This window comes from Aurantimonas litoralis, from assembly GCF_026153195.1.
GTDB lineage: Bacteria > Pseudomonadota > Alphaproteobacteria > Rhizobiales > Rhizobiaceae > Aurantimonas > Aurantimonas coralicida.
Window position 1 is genome coordinate 134,164 of the sequence record NZ_JAPFBM010000008.1, and the last position, 16,863, is coordinate 151,026.

Consider the following 16,863-nt stretch of genomic DNA (forward strand, 5'->3'; position numbering starts at 1 on the left):
GATTGAAGAATTTGAGCGGCCGCCGGTAACCCCCGCCGCGGCCCGGGGCAGGCGCCCCAGAAGGAGAAAAGCCATGAACCAAGAGGTCATGAACATCTTCAATCCGCAGGTGGCTGCGCAGACGTTCGATTCGATCCGGATCTCGCTTGCCTCGCCTGAGAAGATCCTCTCCTGGTCGTTCGGCGAGATCAAGAAGCCGGAGACGATCAACTACCGTACGTTCAAGCCCGAGCGCGACGGCCTTTTCTGCGCGCGCATCTTCGGTCCGATCAAGGACTACGAGTGCCTGTGCGGCAAGTACAAGCGCATGAAGTACAAGGGCATCATCTGCGAAAAGTGCGGCGTCGAGGTCACCCTCTCGCGCGTGCGTCGCGAGCGCATGGGCCATATCGAGCTCGCCGCGCCGGTCGCCCACATCTGGTTCCTGAAGTCGCTGCCGAGCCGCATCGGCACGCTGCTCGACATGACCCTCAAGGACATCGAGCGGGTTCTCTATTTCGAGAACTACATCGTCACCGAGCCGGGCCTGACCTCGCTAAAGGAGCACCAGCTCCTGTCCGAGGAAGAGTACATGATCGCCACCGACGAGTTCGGTGAGGATTCGTTCACGGCGCTGATCGGCGCCGAGGCGATCCAGGATCTGCTCGGCTCGATGGATCTCGAGACGATCGCCGGCGACCTGCGTTCGGAGCTCGCGGAGACCACCTCCGAGCTCAAGACGAAGAAGCTGATGAAGCGGCTGAAGATCGTCGAGAACTTCCTGGAATCCGGCAACAAGCCGGAATGGATGATCATGAGCGTCGTCCCGGTGATCCCGCCGGACCTGCGCCCGCTCGTCCCGCTGGACGGCGGCCGCTTCGCGACCTCCGATCTCAACGACCTGTATCGCCGCGTCATCAACCGGAACAACCGCCTCAAGCGGCTGATCGAGCTGCGCGCACCGGGCATCATCATCCGCAACGAGAAGCGGATGCTGCAGGAATCCGTCGACGCGCTGTTCGATAACGGCCGTCGCGGCCGCGTCATCACGGGCGCCAACAAGCGCCCGCTGAAGTCGCTCTCCGACATGCTCAAGGGCAAGCAGGGCCGGTTCCGTCAGAACCTGCTCGGCAAGCGCGTCGACTATTCCGGCCGTTCGGTGATCGTGACCGGTCCCGAGCTGAAGCTGCACCAGTGCGGCCTGCCAAAGAAGATGGCGCTCGAGCTGTTCAAGCCGTTCATCTATGCGCGCCTCGACGCCAAGGGCTTCTCGTCCACGGTCAAGCAGGCCAAGAAGCTGGTCGAGAAGGAGCGTCCGGAAGTCTGGGACATCCTCGACGAGGTCATCCGTGAGCATCCGGTTCTGCTGAACCGTGCGCCGACGCTGCACCGTCTAGGCATCCAGGCGTTCGAGCCGGTGCTGATCGAGGGCAAGGCCATCCAGCTGCACCCGCTGGTCTGCACGGCGTTCAACGCCGACTTCGACGGTGACCAGATGGCGGTCCACGTGCCGCTGTCGATCGAGGCGCAGCTCGAAGCCCGCGTCCTGATGATGTCGACCAACAACATCCTGCACCCGGCGAACGGCCAGCCGATCATCGTGCCGTCGCAGGACATGGTGCTGGGTCTGTACTACCTGTCGATCATGAACGAGAACGAGCCGGGCGAAGGCATGGCCTTCTCCGACATCGGCGAGATGGAGCAGGCGCTGTTCACCGGCGCCGTGACGCTGCACTCCAAGATCAAGGGCCGGTTCAAGACCATCGACGCCGAGGGCAACCCGGTCTCGCAGATCTACGAGACCACCCCGGGCCGCATGCTCATCGGCGAGATCCTGCCGAAGAACGCCAAGGTTCCCTTCGACATCTGCAACGAGCTGATGACGAAGAAGAACATCTCGCGGATGATCGATCAGGTGTATCGCCACTGCGGTCAGAAGGAGACGGTGATCTTCTGCGACCGGATCATGCAGCTCGGCTTCCGCCATGCGTGTACCGCTGGTATCTCGTTCGGCAAGGACGACATGCTGATCCCCGAGACCAAGCCGCAGATGATCGGCGAGACCCAGGCGCTCGCGAAGGAATACGAGCAGCAGTACAATGACGGCCTGATCACCCAGGGCGAGAAGTACAACAAGGTGGTCGACGCCTGGGCCAAGTGCACGGACAAGATCGCCGATGAGATGATGGCTCGCATCAAGGCCGTCGAGTTCAACGAGGACGGCCGTCAGAAGCCGATGAACTCGATCTACATGATGTCGCATTCGGGCGCGCGTGGTTCGCCGACCCAGATGCGTCAGCTGGCGGCGATGCGCGGCCTGATGACCAAGCCTTCGGGCGAGATCATCGAGACGCCGATCATCTCGAACTTCAAGGAAGGCCTGACCGTTCTCGAGTACTTCAACTCGACCCACGGTGCCCGTAAGGGTCTGGCCGACACCGCCCTGAAGACCGCCAACTCGGGTTACCTGACCCGTCGTCTCGTCGACGTCGCGCAGGATTGCATCATCACGCAGGTCGACTGCGGGACCGACAAGGGTCTGACGATGCAGCCGATCGTCGATGCCGGCCAGGTGGTCGCATCGCTGGGCCAGCGCGTGCTGGGCCGGACCGCGCTCGAGGACATCGTGCATCCGCTCACCGGTGAGGTCATCGTCAAGGGTGGCGTCACCATCGAGGAGCCGGATGTCGAGATCATCGAGAAGGCCGGCATCCAGTCGATCAACATCCGGTCGGCGCTGACCTGCGAGATCCGCACCGGTATCTGCGGCACCTGCTACGGCCGCGATCTGGCCCGTGGCACGCCCGTCAACATGGGCGAGGCCGTCGGTGTCATCGCCGCGCAGTCGATCGGCGAGCCGGGCACGCAGCTCACCATGCGGACCTTCCACATGGGCGGTACCGCGCAGGTGGTGGATTCCTCGTTCCTCGAGGCGTCCTACGAAGGCACGGTGCAGATCCGCAACCGCAACGTGGTGCGCAACTCCGACGGCCAGCTGGTCGCCATGGGGCGCAACATGGCCATCCTGATCATGGATCAGGCGGGCAAGGAGCGGGCTTCGCACCGCGTCACCTACGGCAGCCGCGTCTATGTGGACGATGGCGATACCGTGCGGCGCGGCCAGCGTGTCGCCGAGTGGGACCCCTATACCCGCCCGGTGCTCACCGAGCTCGACGGTACGGTGGACTTCGAGGATCTGGTCGACGGCATTTCGGTGTCCGAGCAGGCAGACGAGGCCACCGGCATCACCAAGCGTGCGGTCATCGACTGGCGGGCGAGCCCGCGCGGTCAGGACCTCAAGCCGGCGATGGTCATCAAGGGTGACGACGGCGAGGTTCTCAAGCTGCCGCGCGGTTCCGATGCCCGCTACTACCAGTCGGTCGATGCCATCCTGTCGGTCGAGCCGGGCACGCGGGTGTCGGCGGGTGACGTCCTGTCGCGTATTCCGATGGAAAGCGCCAAGACCAAGGACATTACCGGTGGTCTGCCGCGCGTCGCCGAGCTGTTCGAGGCCCGCAAGCCGAAGGACAACGCGGTCATCGCCGAGATCGACGGTACGGTGAAGTTCGGGCGCGACTACAAGAACAAGCGCCGGATCATCATCGAGCCGCACGAGGAGGGCGCCGAGCCCGTCGAGTACCTGATCCCGAAGGGCAAGCCGTTCCATCTCCAGGAAGGCGACGTCATCGAGAAGGGCGACTACATCCTCGATGGCAACCCGGCACCGCACGACATCCTGGCCATCCGCGGCGTGGAGGCTCTCGCGAGCTACCTCGTCAACGAGATCCAGGAGGTCTACCGGCTCCAGGGCGTTCTGATCAACGACAAGCACATCGAGGTCATCGTCCGGCAGATGCTGCAGAAGGTCGAGATCGTCGAGTCGGGCGACAGCGGCTACATTCCGGGCGACCATGTCGACCGGATCGAGCTGGCGGAGCTGAACGAGCGTCTGAACGAGGAGGGCAAGCGTCCCGCCTCGGGCAACCCGGTCCTGCTCGGCATCACCAAGGCGTCGCTGCAGACCCCGTCCTTCATCTCGGCCGCTTCCTTCCAGGAGACGACCCGGGTGCTCACCGAGGCCGCGGTTGCCGGCAAGACGGACACGCTGCAGGGCCTCAAGGAGAACGTCATCGTCGGCCGACTCATCCCGGCCGGTACCGGTGGCACCATGACCCAGGTCCGCCGCATCGCCACGGCGCGCGACGACCTGATTCTCGACGATCGCCGCAAGGCGGCCAACGTCGCCGAGACCGACCGGATGCTGACCTCGGTCAGCGACCCGGCCGAATAGGCCTTAACGTCCTGTTAACACCCTTCAGGGGCCGCCTTCGGGCGGCCCTTTGTCGTTCTGGCCCCGCGATGCGGCGCTGCACGGCGCGAGCGCCCGCAATATGCCGGCGGTTTCCGGCAGGACCGGGGGATCGGGGTTGACGAGGGGGGAGGGAATCGATAGATAGCCCTCCAACAGAGCCGATGTGAAGCCGACTCTTCCCAAGGACGCCGCGTCCGGGATCCAGAGCTTCAAACAAGGCTTCGTTCAACGAGACGCCACATCGCTGTATGCACGATCGCCCTGGCGGTCCTCTGCTTCGTGCCGGGCAGTTCGCAATACATGCGAACGATATGCTCGGTTTCGTGCATGGAGAAGTCCACTCCATGTACGGGCGGGCTGCTTCGTTTCGAACTTTGGATTTGGAAGAAGAGGGAAGGTTGGAATGCCGACCATCAACCAGCTTGTCCGCAAGCCTCGCGTACGTCCCACCGAGCGCAATACGGTCCCGGCACTCGAAGCGAACCCGCAGAAGCGCGGTGTCTGCACGCGAGTTTATACGACGACCCCGAAGAAGCCGAACTCGGCTCTGCGTAAGGTCGCCAAGGTTCGCCTCGTCAACGGTTACGAGGTGATCGGCTATATCCCGGGCGAGGGGCATAACCTTCAGGAGCACTCCGTGGTGATGATCCGCGGCGGTCGCGTGAAGGATCTTCCCGGCGTTCGCTATCACATCATTCGCGGCGTGCTCGACACGCAGGGTGTCAAGAACCGGAAGCAGCGGCGTTCGAAGTACGGCGCCAAGCGTCCGAAATAAGCCCAACGCTGATCACTGGAAGAGACGATAAATGTCCCGCCGTCACAGAGCCGAAAAGCGCGAGATCAACCCGGACCCGAAGTTCGGCGATCTCATCGTATCCAAGTTCATGAATGCCGTCATGTATGACGGCAAGAAGTCGGTTGCCGAGCGCATCGTGTATGGCGCGTTCGACGCCGTCCACGAGAAGTCCCGCCAGGACGCCGTGGCGATCTTCCACCAGGCGCTCGAGAACATCTCGCCGCATGTGGAAGTCCGTTCGCGCCGCGTTGGTGGTGCGACCTACCAGGTCCCGGTCGACGTTCGTCCGGAGCGCCGTCAGGCACTGGCCATTCGCTGGCTGATCACTGCGGCTCGCAACCGCAACGAGACGACCATGGTCGATCGCCTGTCGGGCGAACTCATGGACGCCGCCAACAACCGCGGTACCGCCGTGAAGAAGCGCGAAGACACGCACCGCATGGCGGAAGCGAACCGCGCCTTCTCGCACTACCGCTGGTAATTCTAGCTTCTGTCCGAAAGGCGACGCCCGATGGCACGCGACTATAAGATCGAAGATTACCGTAATTTCGGCATCATGGCTCACATCGATGCGGGAAAGACGACGACGACCGAGCGGGTGCTCTTCTACACCGGCAAGTCCCACAAGATCGGCGAAGTGCACGACGGCGCTGCGACGATGGACTGGATGGAGCAGGAGCAGGAGCGCGGCATCACGATCACCTCCGCTGCGACGACCACCTTCTGGCAGGGTCGCGACGGCAAGAAGCGCCGCTTCAACATCATCGACACCCCGGGCCACGTCGACTTCACCATTGAAGTCGAGCGTTCGCTCCGCGTGCTCGACGGTGCGATCGCACTGCTCGACGCCAATGCCGGTGTAGAGCCGCAGACCGAGACCGTCTGGCGCCAGGCCGACAAGTATCATGTCCCGCGCATGATCTTCGTCAACAAGATGGACAAGACCGGCGCCGACTTCTATCGCTGCGTCGAGATGATCAAGTCGCGCCTCGGTGCGCGTCCGGTCGTGATCCAGCTGCCGATCGGCGCCGAGAACGAGTTCAAGGGCGTCGTCGACCTCATCGAGATGAAGGCGCTTGTCTGGCGCAACGAGAATCTCGGTGCCGAGTGGGACATCGTCGAGATCCCGGACGATCTGAAGGATCGCGCCGAGGAATATCGCGAGCTGATGATCGAGGCTGCGGTCGAGATCGACGAAGCCGCCACCGAGAAGTATCTCGAAGGCGAGATGCCCGACAATGACGAGCTGCGTCGCCTGATCCGCAAAGGCACTTGCGACGTCTGGTTCACCCCGGTTCTGTGTGGCTCGGCCTTCAAGAACAAGGGCGTTCAGCCGCTGCTCGACGCCGTTGTCGACTTCCTGCCGTCGCCGGTCGAAGTCCAGGCGATCAAGGGTATCGACCCGAAGACTGACGGCGAGATGATCCGCAAGTCGTCGGACGACGAGCCGCTGTCGATGCTGGCCTTCAAGATCATGAACGACCCGTTCGTCGGTTCGCTCACCTTCGCCCGCATCTATTCGGGTGTCCTTACCAAGGGCTCCTCGGTAATGAACACGGTGAAGGACAAGCGCGAGCGCGTCGGCCGCATGCTGCAGATGCACTCCAACTCGCGTGAAGACATCGAAGAGGCGTATGCAGGCGACATCGTGGCTCTGGCCGGTCTCAAGGAGACCACCACGGGCGACACGCTCTGCGATCCGCTGAAGCCGGTCATTCTCGAGCGCATGGAATTCCCCGATCCGGTCATCGAGATCGCGATCGAGCCGAAGACCAAGGGCGACCAGGAGAAGATGGGCCTCGCGCTCAACCGCCTGGCAGCCGAGGATCCGTCCTTCCGCGTCAAGACCGACGAGGAATCCGGCCAGACGATCATCGCCGGCATGGGTGAGCTTCACCTCGACATCCTGGTCGACCGCATGAAGCGGGAGTTCAAGGTCGAGGCGAATATCGGTGCACCGCAGGTGGCATACCGCGAGACGATCACGCGGAAGGCCGAGGTGGACTACACCCACAAGAAGCAGACCGGTGGTACGGGCCAGTTCGCCCGCGTCAAGCTGGTGTTCGAGCCGGCGGAGATCGGCGAAGGGTTCTCCTTCGAGTCGAAGATCGTCGGCGGCGCCGTGCCGAAGGAATACATCCCGGGCGTCCAGAAGGGCATCCAGTCCGTCCTCGGTGCGGGTCCGCTTGCGGGCTTCCCGATGGTCGACATCAAGGCCGAGCTCCTCGACGGTGCTTACCATGACGTTGACTCCTCGGTCCTGGCCTTCGAGATCGCCTCCCGTGCGGCGTTCCGCGAAGCCATCCAGAAGGCCGGTCCGCGCCTGCTGGAGCCGGTGATGAAGGTCGAGGTTGTGACGCCTGAGGATTACGTCGGCGATGTCATCGGCGACTTGAACTCGCGGCGTGGTCAGATCCAGGGCACCGAGCCGCGCGGCATCGCGCAGGTCGTCAACGCCATGGTCCCGCTGGCCAACATGTTCGGTTACGTGAACCAGCTCCGCTCGATGTCCCAGGGCCGCGCCCAGTACACGATGCAGTTCGATCACTACGAGCAGGTTCCGAACCAGGTCGCTGACGAGATCCAGAAGAAGTTCGCCTGATAGCGAACGGCTTCGAGACGAATAGGGCTCCCTGAGCCCGGACTAGACAAACGGAGTGGCAAGATGGCCAAGAGCAAATTCGAGCGCAACAAGCCGCATGTGAACATCGGCACGATCGGTCACGTTGACCATGGCAAGACGTCGCTGACGGCGGCGATCACGAAGTACTTCGGCGAGTACCGTGCGTACGACATGATCGACGCGGCGCCGGAAGAGAAGGCGCGCGGCATCACGATCTCGACGGCGCATGTGGAGTACGAGACGGAAGCCCGTCACTACGCCCATGTCGACTGCCCGGGCCATGCCGACTACGTGAAGAACATGATCACCGGTGCCGCCCAGATGGACGGCGCGATCCTGGTGTGCTCGGCCGCCGACGGCCCGATGCCGCAGACCCGCGAGCACATCCTCCTGGCCCGCCAGGTCGGCGTGCCGGCGATCGTGGTGTTCCTGAACAAGGTCGACCAGGTCGACGACGCCGAGCTCCTGGAGCTGGTCGAACTCGAGGTTCGCGAGCTGCTGTCGTCCTACGATTTCCCGGGCGACGACATTCCGATCATCAAGGGCTCGGCGCTGGCCGCTCTCGAAGACTCCAACAAGGAGATCGGCGAGGACGCGGTGCGTGAGCTGATGAAGGAAGTCGACGCCTACATCCCGACCCCGGAGCGTCCGGTCGACCAGCCGTTCCTGATGCCGATCGAGGACGTGTTCTCGATCTCGGGTCGCGGCACGGTGGTGACCGGCCGCGTCGAGCGCGGCATCGTCAAGGTTGGCGAGGAAGTCGAGATCGTCGGCATCCGCGACACCAAGAAGACGACGGTGACCGGCGTCGAGATGTTCCGCAAGCTGCTCGACCAGGGCCAGGCCGGCGACAACATCGGCGCGCTGGTTCGCGGTGTTGATCGTGAAGGCGTCGAGCGCGGTCAGGTTCTGTGCAAGCCGGGTTCGGTGAAGCCGCACACGCGCTTCATGGCCGAGGCCTACATCCTGACGAAGGAAGAGGGTGGCCGTCATACGCCGTTCTTCACCAACTACCGCCCGCAGTTCTACTTCCGCACGACGGACGTGACCGGCGTGTGCACGCTTCCCGAGGGCACCGAGATGGTGATGCCGGGCGACAACGTGACGATGGACGTGACGCTGATCGTGCCGATCGCGATGGAAGACAAGCTGCGCTTCGCCATCCGCGAAGGCGGCCGCACCGTCGGCGCCGGCATCGTCGCCTCGATCATCGAGTAGTACGAAGCGATCTCGGGGACGCCGCGCGCTTGAGAGCGGCGTCCCCGGTTCTTTGCCCCCCGCGGGCGAGCCGGGGTTCGCCCCGCGCGACATTGGCTGCTTTGACAAGACAAGCGCTCGGAAAGCGCCGCCGCGCCGGTGGTCTCCGACGAGAGGACGAATAAAATGAACGGCCAGAATATCCGCATCCGCCTCAAGGCGTTCGATCACCGGGTTCTCGATGCGTCGACCCGCGAGATCGTGTCGACCGCTAAGCGCACCGGCGCGAATGTGCGGGGGCCGATCCCGCTGCCGACGCGGATCGAAAAGTTTACCGTGAACCGTTCGCCGCACGTCGACAAGAAGTCGCGCGAGCAGTTCGAAATGCGCACCCACAAGCGGCTCCTCGACATTGTCGATCCGACGCCGCAGACGGTTGATGCGCTCATGAAGCTCGACCTCGCCGCCGGCGTTGATGTCGAGATCAAGCTCTGATCCGAGCACGGGAAGGATAACGCCCATGCGTTCAGGTGTGATAGCACAGAAGGTCGGCATGACCCGCGTCTACAACGACGTCGGTGAGCATGTTCCGGTCACCGTCCTGAAGGTCGAGAACCTCCAGGTCGTCGCCCAGCGGACCAAGGAAAAGAACGGTTACACCGCCGTCCAGGTCGGCGCTGGCCTCGCCAAGGTCAAGAACACGTCCAAGCCGATGCGCGGCGTGTTTGCCCAGGCTTCGGTCGAACCGAAGCGCAAGCTCGTCGAGTTCCGCGTGTCGGACGACAACATGATCGACGTCGGTGCCGAGATCACGGCCGAGCACTTCGTGCCGGGCCAGATGGTCGACGTGACCGGCACCTCGATCGGTAAGGGCTTCGCCGGCGCCATGAAGCGCCACAACTTCGGCGGCCTGCGCGCCACCCACGGCGTGTCCGTCTCGCACCGTTCGCACGGTTCGACCGGTCAGCGTCAGGATCCCGGCAAGGTCTTCAAGAACAAGAAGATGGCCGGCCATATGGGCGACGTCCGCGTGACCACGCAGAACCTGCAGGTCGTGCGCACCGATCCCGAGAAGGGCCTGATCCTGGTTCGTGGCGCCGTCCCGGGCTCCAAGGGTGGCTGGATCGAAATTCGTGACGCCGTGAAGGCGTCGCTGCCCGACAACGCGCCGAAGCCGGCCGCGCTCCGCAACGCCGGAAACGGTGCTGCTGTCGAGACCGCGGACGCTTCCGAGGGAGCGGAATAATGGACGTTACGATCAAAAGCCTCGACGGCAAGGACGCCGGCACGGCGACCCTGGCCGACGACATCTTCGGTCTCGAGCCGCGCGAAGACATTCTTCAGCGCATGGTTCGCTGGCAGCTGGCCAAGCGCCAGCAGGGGTCCCACCAGACCCTCGGTCGTGCGGAAATCGCACGGACCGGCGCCAAGCTGTACCGCCAGAAGGGCACCGGTCGCGCCCGTCACGGCTCGGCGCGTGCGCCGCAGTTCCGCGGTGGTGGCAAGGCCCACGGTCCGGTCTCGCGCAGCCATGCGCATGACCTGCCGAAGAAGGTGCGGGCCTTGGCCCTGCGCCATGCGCTGTCGGCCAAGGCCAAGTCGGGCGGCATCGTCGTCATCGACGAGCTGAAGGCTGCCGAGGGCAAGACCAAGGCGATGGTCAAGACCTTCGCCGATCTGGGCCTGACCAACGCGCTGTTCATCGGTGGTGCGGAGCTCGACGCGAACTTCACGCGCTCGGCTCGCAACATCCCGCAAATGGACGTGCTGCCGGTTCAGGGCATCAACGTCTACGACATTCTCCGCCGCCAGACGCTGGTTCTGTCGAAGGCTGCGGTCGAGGCTCTCGAGGAGCGGTTCAAATGACCGATCTGCGCCATTACGACGTCATCACGAGCCCGGTGATCACCGAAAAGTCGACGCTTCTGTCCGACAACAACCAGGTGGTCTTCAACGTCCCGGGGACGGCGACCAAGCCGGACATCAAGGCCGCCGTCGAGGCGCTCTTCAATGTCAAGGTGACCGCCGTCAACACCATGGTCCGCAAGGGCAAGGTCAAGCGCTTCCGTGGCCGCATCGGCCGCCAGAGCGATCAGAAAAAAGCCGTCGTGACGTTGGCCGAAGGCCAGTCCATCGACGTCTCGACCGGTCTTTGATCGGGACCGGAGGGAGCTAGGCAATGGCACTTAAGAATTTCAAACCGAACACGCCGAGCCAGCGTCAGCTGGTCATCGTCGATCGCTCGGGCCTCTGGAAGGGCAAGCCGGTCAAGCAGTTGACCGAGGGCCTTAGCCAGAAGGGCGGCCGCAACAATGCCGGTCGCGTCACGGCTCGCTACCAGGGCGGCGGTCACAAGCGGACCTACCGCATCATCGACTTCAAGCGTCGTAAGTTCGACGTGTCGGCGACGGTCGAGCGGATCGAGTACGATCCGAACCGCACCGCCTTCATCGCGCTGCTGAAGTACGAGGATGGCGAGTTCGCCTACATCCTGGCGCCGCAGCGCGTGGCTGCCGGCGACACGGTGATCTCGGGCCTGTCCGGCGTCGACGTCAAGCCGGGCAACGCGATGCCGCTGTCGGCCATGCCGGTCGGCACGATCGTCCACAACGTCGAGATGAAGCCGGAGAAGGGTGGTCAGATCGCCCGTTCGGCTGGCGCTTACGCACAGCTCGTCGGTCGTGACTCGGGTCTGGCGATCCTGCGCCTGAATTCGGGCGAGCAGCGCCTGGTCCCGTCGTCCTGTCTCGCGACGGTCGGCGCGGTCTCTAACGCCGATCACTCGAACATCAACCTCGGCAAGGCTGGTCGTTCGCGCTGGCTGGGTCGTCGCCCGCACGTTCGCGGTGTCGTGATGAACCCCGTCGATCACCCGCATGGTGGTGGTGAAGGTCGTACGTCCGGTGGTCGTCACCCGGTTTCGCCGTGGGGCAAGCCGACCAAGGGCAAGCGTACCCGCCAGAACAAGTCGACTGACAAGTTCATCATGCGCTCGCGCCATCAGCGCAAGAAGTAAGAGGATTTCTTCATGACACGTTCCGTCTGGAAGGGTCCGTTCGTCGATGGCTACCTTCTCAAGAAAGCCGAGAAGGGGCGCGAGAGCGGCCGCAACGATGTGATCAAGATCTGGAGCCGTCGTTCGACGATCCTGCCCCAGTTCGTCGGTCAGACCTTCGGCGTCTACAACGGCTCGAAGCACATTCCGGTGTCGGTCAACGAGGATATGGTCGGACACAAGTTCGGCGAGTTCGCTCCGACCCGCACCTATTACGGCCACGGCGCCGACAAGAAGGCGAAGAGGAAGTAGCAATGGGCAAGGCCAAAGCCGAACGTCGGCTGTCGGAGAACGAGGCGAGAGCGGTCGCCCGGACGATCCGTGTCAGCCCGCAGAAACTGAACCTCGTCGCGCAGATGATCCGCGGCAAGAAGGTCGACGCCGCACTCGCGGACCTGACCTTCTCGCGCAAGCGGATCGCCGAGACGGTCAAGAAGACGCTGGAAAGCGCCATCGCCAACGCCGAGAACAACCATGATCTCGACGTCGATTCGCTGGTCGTCGCCGAGGCTTATGTCGGCAAGTCGATCACGATGAAGCGCTTTCATGCCCGCGGTCGCGGTCGTGCCAGCCGCGTCGAGAAGCCGTTCTCGCATCTGACGATCGTCGTGCGCGAGATCGCCGCAATCGAGGAGGCCGCATAATGGGTCAGAAGATCAATCCGACCGGTTTTCGGCTCGGCATCAACCGCACCTGGGATTCGCGCTGGTATGCGAACACCGGCGAGTACGGTCACCTGCTGCACGAGGATCTGAAGATCCGCGCCTATCTGCTCAACGAGCTGAAGCAGGCCGCAGTCTCCAAGATCGTCATCGAGCGTCCGCACAAGAAGTGCCGCATCACGATCCACTCGGCACGTCCGGGCATCGTCATCGGCAAGAAGGGCGCCGACATTGAGAAGCTTCGCAAGAAGCTCGCCGCGATGACCAACGCCGAGACGCACATCAACATCGTCGAGGTGCGCAAGCCCGAGACCGATGCGACCCTGGTGGCCCAGTCCATCGCCCAGCAGCTCGAGCGCCGCGTGGCGTTCCGCCGTGCGATGAAGCGTGCCGTCCAGTCCGCCATGCGCCTCGGCGCGGAAGGCATCCGCATCAATTGCGGCGGCCGTCTCGGCGGCGCGGAGATCGCGCGCACCGAATGGTACCGCGAAGGCCGGGTGCCGCTGCACACGCTGCGCGCCGACATTGACTACGGGACTGCCGAAGCCAAGACGGCCTACGGCATCTGCGGCGTCAAGGTCTGGATCTTCAAGGGCGAGATTCTCGAGCACGACCCGATGGCCTCCGAGCGCCGTCAGGTCGAAGGCGAGGGTCAGGGCGGCGGCGGTCGTCGTCGCGAGCACGCCTGAGCCTTATCGAATTCGGAGTGACATAAGATGCTGCAGCCAAAGCGCACAAAGTACCGGAAGGCGTTCAAGGGACGCATTCATGGTACCGCAAAAGGCGGAACCGGCCTTAATTTCGGCGCCTTCGGATTGAAGGCGATGGAACCAGAGCGGGTCACCGCGCGTCAGATCGAGGCGGCCCGCCGCGCGATCACCCGCCAGATGAAGCGCCAGGGCCGCGTGTGGATCCGGATCTTCCCGGACCTGCCCGTGACCTCCAAGCCGACCGAAGTCCGCATGGGTAAGGGCAAGGGGTCCGTTGACTATTGGGCGGCGCGGGTGCATCCCGGCCGCGTGGTCTTCGAGATCGACGGTGTCGACGAGACGACGGCCCGCGAGGCGCTTCGTCTCGGCGCGGCCAAGCTGCCGATCCGTACGCGCTTCATTCAGCGCATTGCCGAATAGGAGAGTTTGAAGTGAAAGCTTCCGACGTCAAGACAATGACCCAGGACGAACTCACCGACGAGCTCGCCAAGCTGAAGAAGGAGCAGTTCAACCTGCGCTTCCAGCGTGCCACGGGTCAGCTCGAGAACACCGCCCGCGTGCGCAAGGTGCGCCGCGACATCGCGCGGATCAAGACGATTTCTCGCCTGAAGGCGGGCGAGGCCAAGGCCTGAGGACGAGAATATGCCCAAACGTATCCTGCAGGGGACGGTCGTCTCCGACAAGAACGACAAGACGGTAGTGGTCCTGGTGGAGCGTCGCTTCACCCACCCGCTGTTCAAGAAGACCGTGCGCCGTACCAAGAAGTACAAGGCGCACGACGAGAGCAATCAGTACAAGGTCGGCGACATCGTCTCCATCGAGGAGACGCGGCCGATCTCGCGCGACAAGAGCTGGATCGTCGTTTCGAGCGAAGCGGCAGCAGCCAGTTGATGATTTGGCCGGGACGCGCGCGTCAAGCGCACCCCGGCAGCAAGCTTTGAAGGCGGTCTGACATGATTCAGATGCAAACAAACCTCGACGTCGCGGATAACTCCGGTGCGCGTCGTGTCATGTGCATCAAGGTATTGGGCGGCTCGAAGCGGAAATATGCCTCGGTCGGCGACATCATCGTCGTTTCCGTGAAGGAGGCAATTCCGCGGGGCCGTGTGAAGAAGGGCGACGTGATGAAGGCCGTGGTGGTACGTACCGCCAAGGACATCCGCCGCGCCGACGGTTCGGTGATCCGGTTCGATTCGAACGCCGCGGTCCTGATCGACAACAAGAAAGAGCCGGTCGGCACCCGTATCTTCGGCCCGGTTCCCCGCGAGCTTCGCGGCAAGAACCACATGAAGATCGTCTCGCTGGCCCCCGAAGTTCTGTAAGAAGGAGAGCGGACGATGCAGAAGATCCGCAAGGGCGACACGGTCGTCGTGCTCGCCGGCAAGGACAAGGGCCGGTCGGGTGAAGTCATTAAGGTGATGCCGAAGGACGGTCGTGCACTGGTGCGTGGGATCAACATGATCAAGCGCCACCAGCGTCAGACCGCTTCCCAGGAAGCCGGCATCATCAACAAGGAAGCCGGCATTCAGCTTTCCAACCTGGCGGTCGCAGACCCGAAGGACGGCAAGGCGACCCGCGTCGGCTTCAAGGTACTCGACGATGGCACCAAGGTGCGCGTCGCCAAGCGCTCGGGAGAGCAGATCAATGGCTGATACGGAAACCGCTTACGAGCCGCGCCTCAAGCGCGTCTATCGCGAAGAGGTCCGCAAGACGCTTCAGGACCAGTTCTCGTATCAGAACGAGATGCAGGTCCCGCGCGTCGACAAGATCGTCATCAACATGGGCGTCGGCGAGGCAACTGCCGACTCCAAGAAGCCGACGGTCGCTGCCGAGGACCTGGGCCGCATCGCGGGCCAGAAGCCGGTCATCACCTATGCGCGCAACTCCATCGCAGGCTTCAAGGTCCGCGAAGGCATGCCGATCGGCGCCAAGGTCACGCTGCGCAAGGACCGCATGTACGAGTTCATGGACCGGCTGGTGCAGATCGCACTGCCGCGTGTCCGCGACTTCCGCGGCCTGAACCCGAAGAGCTTCGACGGTCGTGGCAATTTCGCCATGGGCGTCAAGGAGCACATCGTGTTCCCGGAGATCAACTACGACAAGGTTGATCAGATGTGGGGCATGGACATCATCGTCTGTACGACGGCGAACACCGACGACGAAGCCCGGGCGCTGCTGACAGCGTTCAACTTCCCGTTCCGCCAGTAACGGCTGACGAGCAAAGGACGAGATAATGGCCAAAAAGGGCATGATCGAGCAGAACAAGCACCGTCAGAAGATGGTGGCGAAATACGCCGCCAAGCGGGCTGCTCTGAAGGCGATCACCAAGAATGCCGACGCCCCCATGGAAGAGCGCTTTCAGGCGCAGCTCCAACTCGCGGAACTGCCGCGGAACGGGTCGAAGGTTCGCATTCGTAACCGCTGCGAGGTGACGGGCCGTCCGCGCGCCTACTATCGCAAGCTGAAGATGAGCCGCATTGCGCTCCGGGACCTGGGCAACAACGGCCAGATCCCCGGTATCGTGAAGTCGAGCTGGTAAGGAGGTATAGACATGTCTTTGTCTGATCCGCTCGGCGATATGCTGACCCGTATCCGCAACGCCATCATGCGCAACAAGTCCTCGGTGACGACGCCCGCGTCGAAGCTGCGCGGCCGTGTGCTCGACGTCCTCAAGGACGAGGGCTACATCCGTGGCTACACCCAGACCGAATTCGTTGCCGGCAAGTCCGAGTACGAAATCGAGCTGAAGTACTACGAAGGCGGACCCGTCATCCGGGAGATCGCCCGCGTCTCGAAGCCTGGTCGTCGCGTCTATGTGTCGGCCAAGACGATTCCGCAGGTCGCGAACGGTCTGGGCATCTCGGTCCTGTCGACGCCGAAGGGCGTCATGGCCGACCATAGCGCCCGTGAACAGAATGTCGGCGGCGAGGTGCTCTGCCGCGTCTTCTGACGCGGCGGCACTGACGCCCAGCGAACGCACAGGGTTTCGAAATGTCTCGTATTGGTAAGAAGCCGATTGCACTGCCGGAGGGTGTCTCTGCCACCGTCGACGGTCAGACCGTGACGGCAAAGGGCCCTAAGGGCGAGCTCACCTTCGTGGTGAACGAGGAAGTCCTCGTGAAGATGGAAGACGGCGCGGTCCAGGTGGATCCGCGCGACAATTCCAAGGATGCACGCTCCAAGTGGGGCATGTCCCGCACGATGATCTCCAACATCGTCAACGGCGTGAAGACGGGCTTCGAGAAGAAGCTCGAGATCAACGGCGTCGGCTATCGTGCCTCGCTGCAGGGCAAGAACCTGCAGCTGGCCCTTGGCTTCTCGCACGATGTGATCTACCCGGTGCCGGAAGGTATCCAGATCACCGTGCCCAAGCCGACCGAGATCGTCATCTCGGGCATCGACCGTCAACGGGTCGGGCAGGTTGCGGCAGAGATTCGCGAGTACCGCGGCCCCGAGCCCTACAAGGGCAAGGGCGTCAAATATGCTGACGAGACGATCGTCCGCAAAGAGGGCAAGAAGAAGTAGGGCT

22 protein-coding genes are annotated in these 16,863 nt (G+C 63.2%); all 22 read left to right on the top strand.

The window, feature by feature from the left end; genetic code table 11:
- Window positions 1–73 precede the first annotated feature (73 nt).
- The 22 genes from rpoC (at window position 74) to rplF (ending at window position 16,859) form a co-directional block, all read left to right on the top strand.
- Window positions 74–4,270: a DNA-directed RNA polymerase subunit beta' gene (gene rpoC, locus N7I30_RS15945; RefSeq protein WP_024352401.1), complete on the top strand. Its 4,197-nt coding sequence runs from the start codon at window positions 74–76 to the stop codon at window positions 4,268–4,270.
- A 424-nt stretch (window positions 4,271–4,694) separates the two neighbouring features.
- Window positions 4,695–5,066: a 30S ribosomal protein S12 gene (gene rpsL / locus N7I30_RS15950; protein WP_009209736.1), complete on the top strand. Its 372-nt coding sequence runs from the start codon at window positions 4,695–4,697 to the stop codon at window positions 5,064–5,066.
- A gap of 31 nt (window positions 5,067–5,097) precedes the next feature.
- Window positions 5,098–5,568, top strand: coding sequence for a 30S ribosomal protein S7 (rpsG, locus tag N7I30_RS15955; protein WP_009209735.1), 471 nt, complete (start codon window positions 5,098–5,100; stop codon window positions 5,566–5,568).
- Window positions 5,569–5,598: 30 nt separating this feature from the next.
- Window positions 5,599–7,689, top strand: coding sequence for an elongation factor G (fusA, locus tag N7I30_RS15960; RefSeq protein WP_187389601.1), 2,091 nt, complete (start codon window positions 5,599–5,601; stop codon window positions 7,687–7,689).
- 63 nt (window positions 7,690–7,752) lie between these two features.
- Window positions 7,753–8,928 (top strand): elongation factor Tu, encoded by a 1,176-nt coding sequence (tuf, locus tag N7I30_RS15965; protein ID WP_060577032.1) that lies wholly within the window; start codon window positions 7,753–7,755, stop codon window positions 8,926–8,928.
- 165 nt (window positions 8,929–9,093) lie between these two features.
- A complete protein-coding gene (gene rpsJ / locus N7I30_RS15970; RefSeq protein WP_006205468.1) occupies window positions 9,094–9,402 on the top strand; it encodes a 30S ribosomal protein S10 in 309 nt (102 codons plus the stop codon).
- 25 nt (window positions 9,403–9,427) lie between these two features.
- The gene (rplC, locus tag N7I30_RS15975) at window positions 9,428–10,153 is read left to right on the top strand and encodes a 50S ribosomal protein L3 (RefSeq protein WP_024351692.1); all 726 of its coding nucleotides are present in this window, start codon (window positions 9,428–9,430) and stop codon (window positions 10,151–10,153) included.
- Window positions 10,153–10,773 (top strand): 50S ribosomal protein L4, encoded by a 621-nt coding sequence (rplD, locus tag N7I30_RS15980; protein ID WP_009209731.1) that lies wholly within the window; start codon window positions 10,153–10,155, stop codon window positions 10,771–10,773. Before rplC ends, rplD begins: the two co-directional genes overlap by 1 nt.
- Window positions 10,770–11,063 (top strand): 50S ribosomal protein L23, encoded by a 294-nt coding sequence (locus N7I30_RS15985; RefSeq protein WP_024351693.1) that lies wholly within the window; start codon window positions 10,770–10,772, stop codon window positions 11,061–11,063. The genes rplD and N7I30_RS15985 overlap by 4 nt, the downstream gene beginning before the upstream one ends.
- A gap of 23 nt (window positions 11,064–11,086) precedes the next feature.
- Window positions 11,087–11,923 (top strand): 50S ribosomal protein L2, encoded by an 837-nt coding sequence (gene rplB / locus N7I30_RS15990; protein ID WP_009209730.1) that lies wholly within the window; start codon window positions 11,087–11,089, stop codon window positions 11,921–11,923.
- Between the two features lie 12 nt (window positions 11,924–11,935).
- Window positions 11,936–12,214, top strand: coding sequence for a 30S ribosomal protein S19 (gene rpsS, locus N7I30_RS15995; RefSeq protein WP_024351694.1), 279 nt, complete (start codon window positions 11,936–11,938; stop codon window positions 12,212–12,214).
- Window positions 12,215–12,216: 2 nt separating this feature from the next.
- The gene (gene rplV, locus N7I30_RS16000; RefSeq protein ID WP_009209729.1) at window positions 12,217–12,606 is read left to right on the top strand and encodes a 50S ribosomal protein L22; all 390 of its coding nucleotides are present in this window, start codon (window positions 12,217–12,219) and stop codon (window positions 12,604–12,606) included.
- Window positions 12,606–13,313 carry a 30S ribosomal protein S3 gene (gene rpsC / locus N7I30_RS16005; RefSeq protein ID WP_009209728.1) on the top strand — a complete coding sequence of 236 codons (708 nt, stop codon included), beginning with the start codon at window positions 12,606–12,608 and terminating at the stop codon, window positions 13,311–13,313. The genes rplV and rpsC overlap by 1 nt, the downstream gene beginning before the upstream one ends.
- A gap of 27 nt (window positions 13,314–13,340) precedes the next feature.
- A complete protein-coding gene (gene rplP / locus N7I30_RS16010; protein ID WP_009209727.1) occupies window positions 13,341–13,754 on the top strand; it encodes a 50S ribosomal protein L16 in 414 nt (137 codons plus the stop codon).
- 11 nt (window positions 13,755–13,765) lie between these two features.
- A complete protein-coding gene (gene rpmC, locus N7I30_RS16015) occupies window positions 13,766–13,966 on the top strand; it encodes a 50S ribosomal protein L29 (RefSeq protein WP_009209726.1) in 201 nt (66 codons plus the stop codon).
- A gap of 10 nt (window positions 13,967–13,976) precedes the next feature.
- Window positions 13,977–14,225: a 30S ribosomal protein S17 gene (gene rpsQ / locus N7I30_RS16020; RefSeq protein WP_024351695.1), complete on the top strand. Its 249-nt coding sequence runs from the start codon at window positions 13,977–13,979 to the stop codon at window positions 14,223–14,225.
- A gap of 62 nt (window positions 14,226–14,287) precedes the next feature.
- Window positions 14,288–14,656, top strand: a complete 369-nt coding sequence (gene rplN, locus N7I30_RS16025; protein WP_009209725.1) for a 50S ribosomal protein L14 — start codon at window positions 14,288–14,290, stop codon at window positions 14,654–14,656.
- A gap of 15 nt (window positions 14,657–14,671) precedes the next feature.
- Window positions 14,672–14,986: a 50S ribosomal protein L24 gene (rplX, locus tag N7I30_RS16030; RefSeq protein ID WP_009209724.1), complete on the top strand. Its 315-nt coding sequence runs from the start codon at window positions 14,672–14,674 to the stop codon at window positions 14,984–14,986.
- On the top strand, window positions 14,979–15,542 hold the full coding sequence (rplE, locus tag N7I30_RS16035; protein WP_024351696.1) for a 50S ribosomal protein L5: 564 nt from the start codon (window positions 14,979–14,981) through the stop codon (window positions 15,540–15,542). Before rplX ends, rplE begins: the two co-directional genes overlap by 8 nt.
- 25 nt (window positions 15,543–15,567) lie before the next feature.
- Window positions 15,568–15,873 (top strand): 30S ribosomal protein S14, encoded by a 306-nt coding sequence (gene rpsN / locus N7I30_RS16040; RefSeq protein ID WP_009209722.1) that lies wholly within the window; start codon window positions 15,568–15,570, stop codon window positions 15,871–15,873.
- A 12-nt stretch (window positions 15,874–15,885) separates the two neighbouring features.
- The gene (gene rpsH / locus N7I30_RS16045) at window positions 15,886–16,284 is read left to right on the top strand and encodes a 30S ribosomal protein S8 (protein WP_009209721.1); all 399 of its coding nucleotides are present in this window, start codon (window positions 15,886–15,888) and stop codon (window positions 16,282–16,284) included.
- A gap of 41 nt (window positions 16,285–16,325) precedes the next feature.
- Window positions 16,326–16,859 (top strand): 50S ribosomal protein L6, encoded by a 534-nt coding sequence (rplF, locus tag N7I30_RS16050; RefSeq protein WP_009209720.1) that lies wholly within the window; start codon window positions 16,326–16,328, stop codon window positions 16,857–16,859.
- The last annotated feature ends 4 nt before the right edge of the window (window positions 16,860–16,863 follow it).

What these genes read in the sequence shown, in the direction of transcription:
- rpsQ (WP_024351695.1), top strand. Translation starts at nt 13,977, where the DNA reads ATGCCCAAACGTATCCTGCAGGGGACGGTCGTCTCCGACAAGAACGAC.
- tuf (WP_060577032.1), top strand. Translation starts at nt 7,753, where the DNA reads ATGGCCAAGAGCAAATTCGAGCGCAACAAGCCGCATGTGAACATCGGC.
- fusA (WP_187389601.1), top strand. Translation starts at nt 5,599, where the DNA reads ATGGCACGCGACTATAAGATCGAAGATTACCGTAATTTCGGCATCATG.
- rplC (WP_024351692.1), top strand. Translation starts at nt 9,428, where the DNA reads ATGCGTTCAGGTGTGATAGCACAGAAGGTCGGCATGACCCGCGTCTAC.
- rpsC (WP_009209728.1), top strand. Translation starts at nt 12,606, where the DNA reads ATGGGTCAGAAGATCAATCCGACCGGTTTTCGGCTCGGCATCAACCGC.
- rpsS (WP_024351694.1), top strand. Translation starts at nt 11,936, where the DNA reads ATGACACGTTCCGTCTGGAAGGGTCCGTTCGTCGATGGCTACCTTCTC.
- rplX (WP_009209724.1), top strand. Translation starts at nt 14,672, where the DNA reads ATGCAGAAGATCCGCAAGGGCGACACGGTCGTCGTGCTCGCCGGCAAG.
- rpsH (WP_009209721.1), top strand. Translation starts at nt 15,886, where the DNA reads ATGTCTTTGTCTGATCCGCTCGGCGATATGCTGACCCGTATCCGCAAC.
- rpoC (WP_024352401.1), top strand. Translation starts at nt 74, where the DNA reads ATGAACCAAGAGGTCATGAACATCTTCAATCCGCAGGTGGCTGCGCAG.
- rplD (WP_009209731.1), top strand. Translation starts at nt 10,153, where the DNA reads ATGGACGTTACGATCAAAAGCCTCGACGGCAAGGACGCCGGCACGGCG.
- rplB (WP_009209730.1), top strand. Translation starts at nt 11,087, where the DNA reads ATGGCACTTAAGAATTTCAAACCGAACACGCCGAGCCAGCGTCAGCTG.
- rpsL (WP_009209736.1), top strand. Translation starts at nt 4,695, where the DNA reads ATGCCGACCATCAACCAGCTTGTCCGCAAGCCTCGCGTACGTCCCACC.
- rpsN (WP_009209722.1), top strand. Translation starts at nt 15,568, where the DNA reads ATGGCCAAAAAGGGCATGATCGAGCAGAACAAGCACCGTCAGAAGATG.
- N7I30_RS15985 (WP_024351693.1), top strand. Translation starts at nt 10,770, where the DNA reads ATGACCGATCTGCGCCATTACGACGTCATCACGAGCCCGGTGATCACC.
- rpsG (WP_009209735.1), top strand. Translation starts at nt 5,098, where the DNA reads ATGTCCCGCCGTCACAGAGCCGAAAAGCGCGAGATCAACCCGGACCCG.
- rpsJ (WP_006205468.1), top strand. Translation starts at nt 9,094, where the DNA reads ATGAACGGCCAGAATATCCGCATCCGCCTCAAGGCGTTCGATCACCGG.
- rplF (WP_009209720.1), top strand. Translation starts at nt 16,326, where the DNA reads ATGTCTCGTATTGGTAAGAAGCCGATTGCACTGCCGGAGGGTGTCTCT.
- rplE (WP_024351696.1), top strand. Translation starts at nt 14,979, where the DNA reads ATGGCTGATACGGAAACCGCTTACGAGCCGCGCCTCAAGCGCGTCTAT.
- rplN (WP_009209725.1), top strand. Translation starts at nt 14,288, where the DNA reads ATGATTCAGATGCAAACAAACCTCGACGTCGCGGATAACTCCGGTGCG.
- rplP (WP_009209727.1), top strand. Translation starts at nt 13,341, where the DNA reads ATGCTGCAGCCAAAGCGCACAAAGTACCGGAAGGCGTTCAAGGGACGC.
- rplV (WP_009209729.1), top strand. Translation starts at nt 12,217, where the DNA reads ATGGGCAAGGCCAAAGCCGAACGTCGGCTGTCGGAGAACGAGGCGAGA.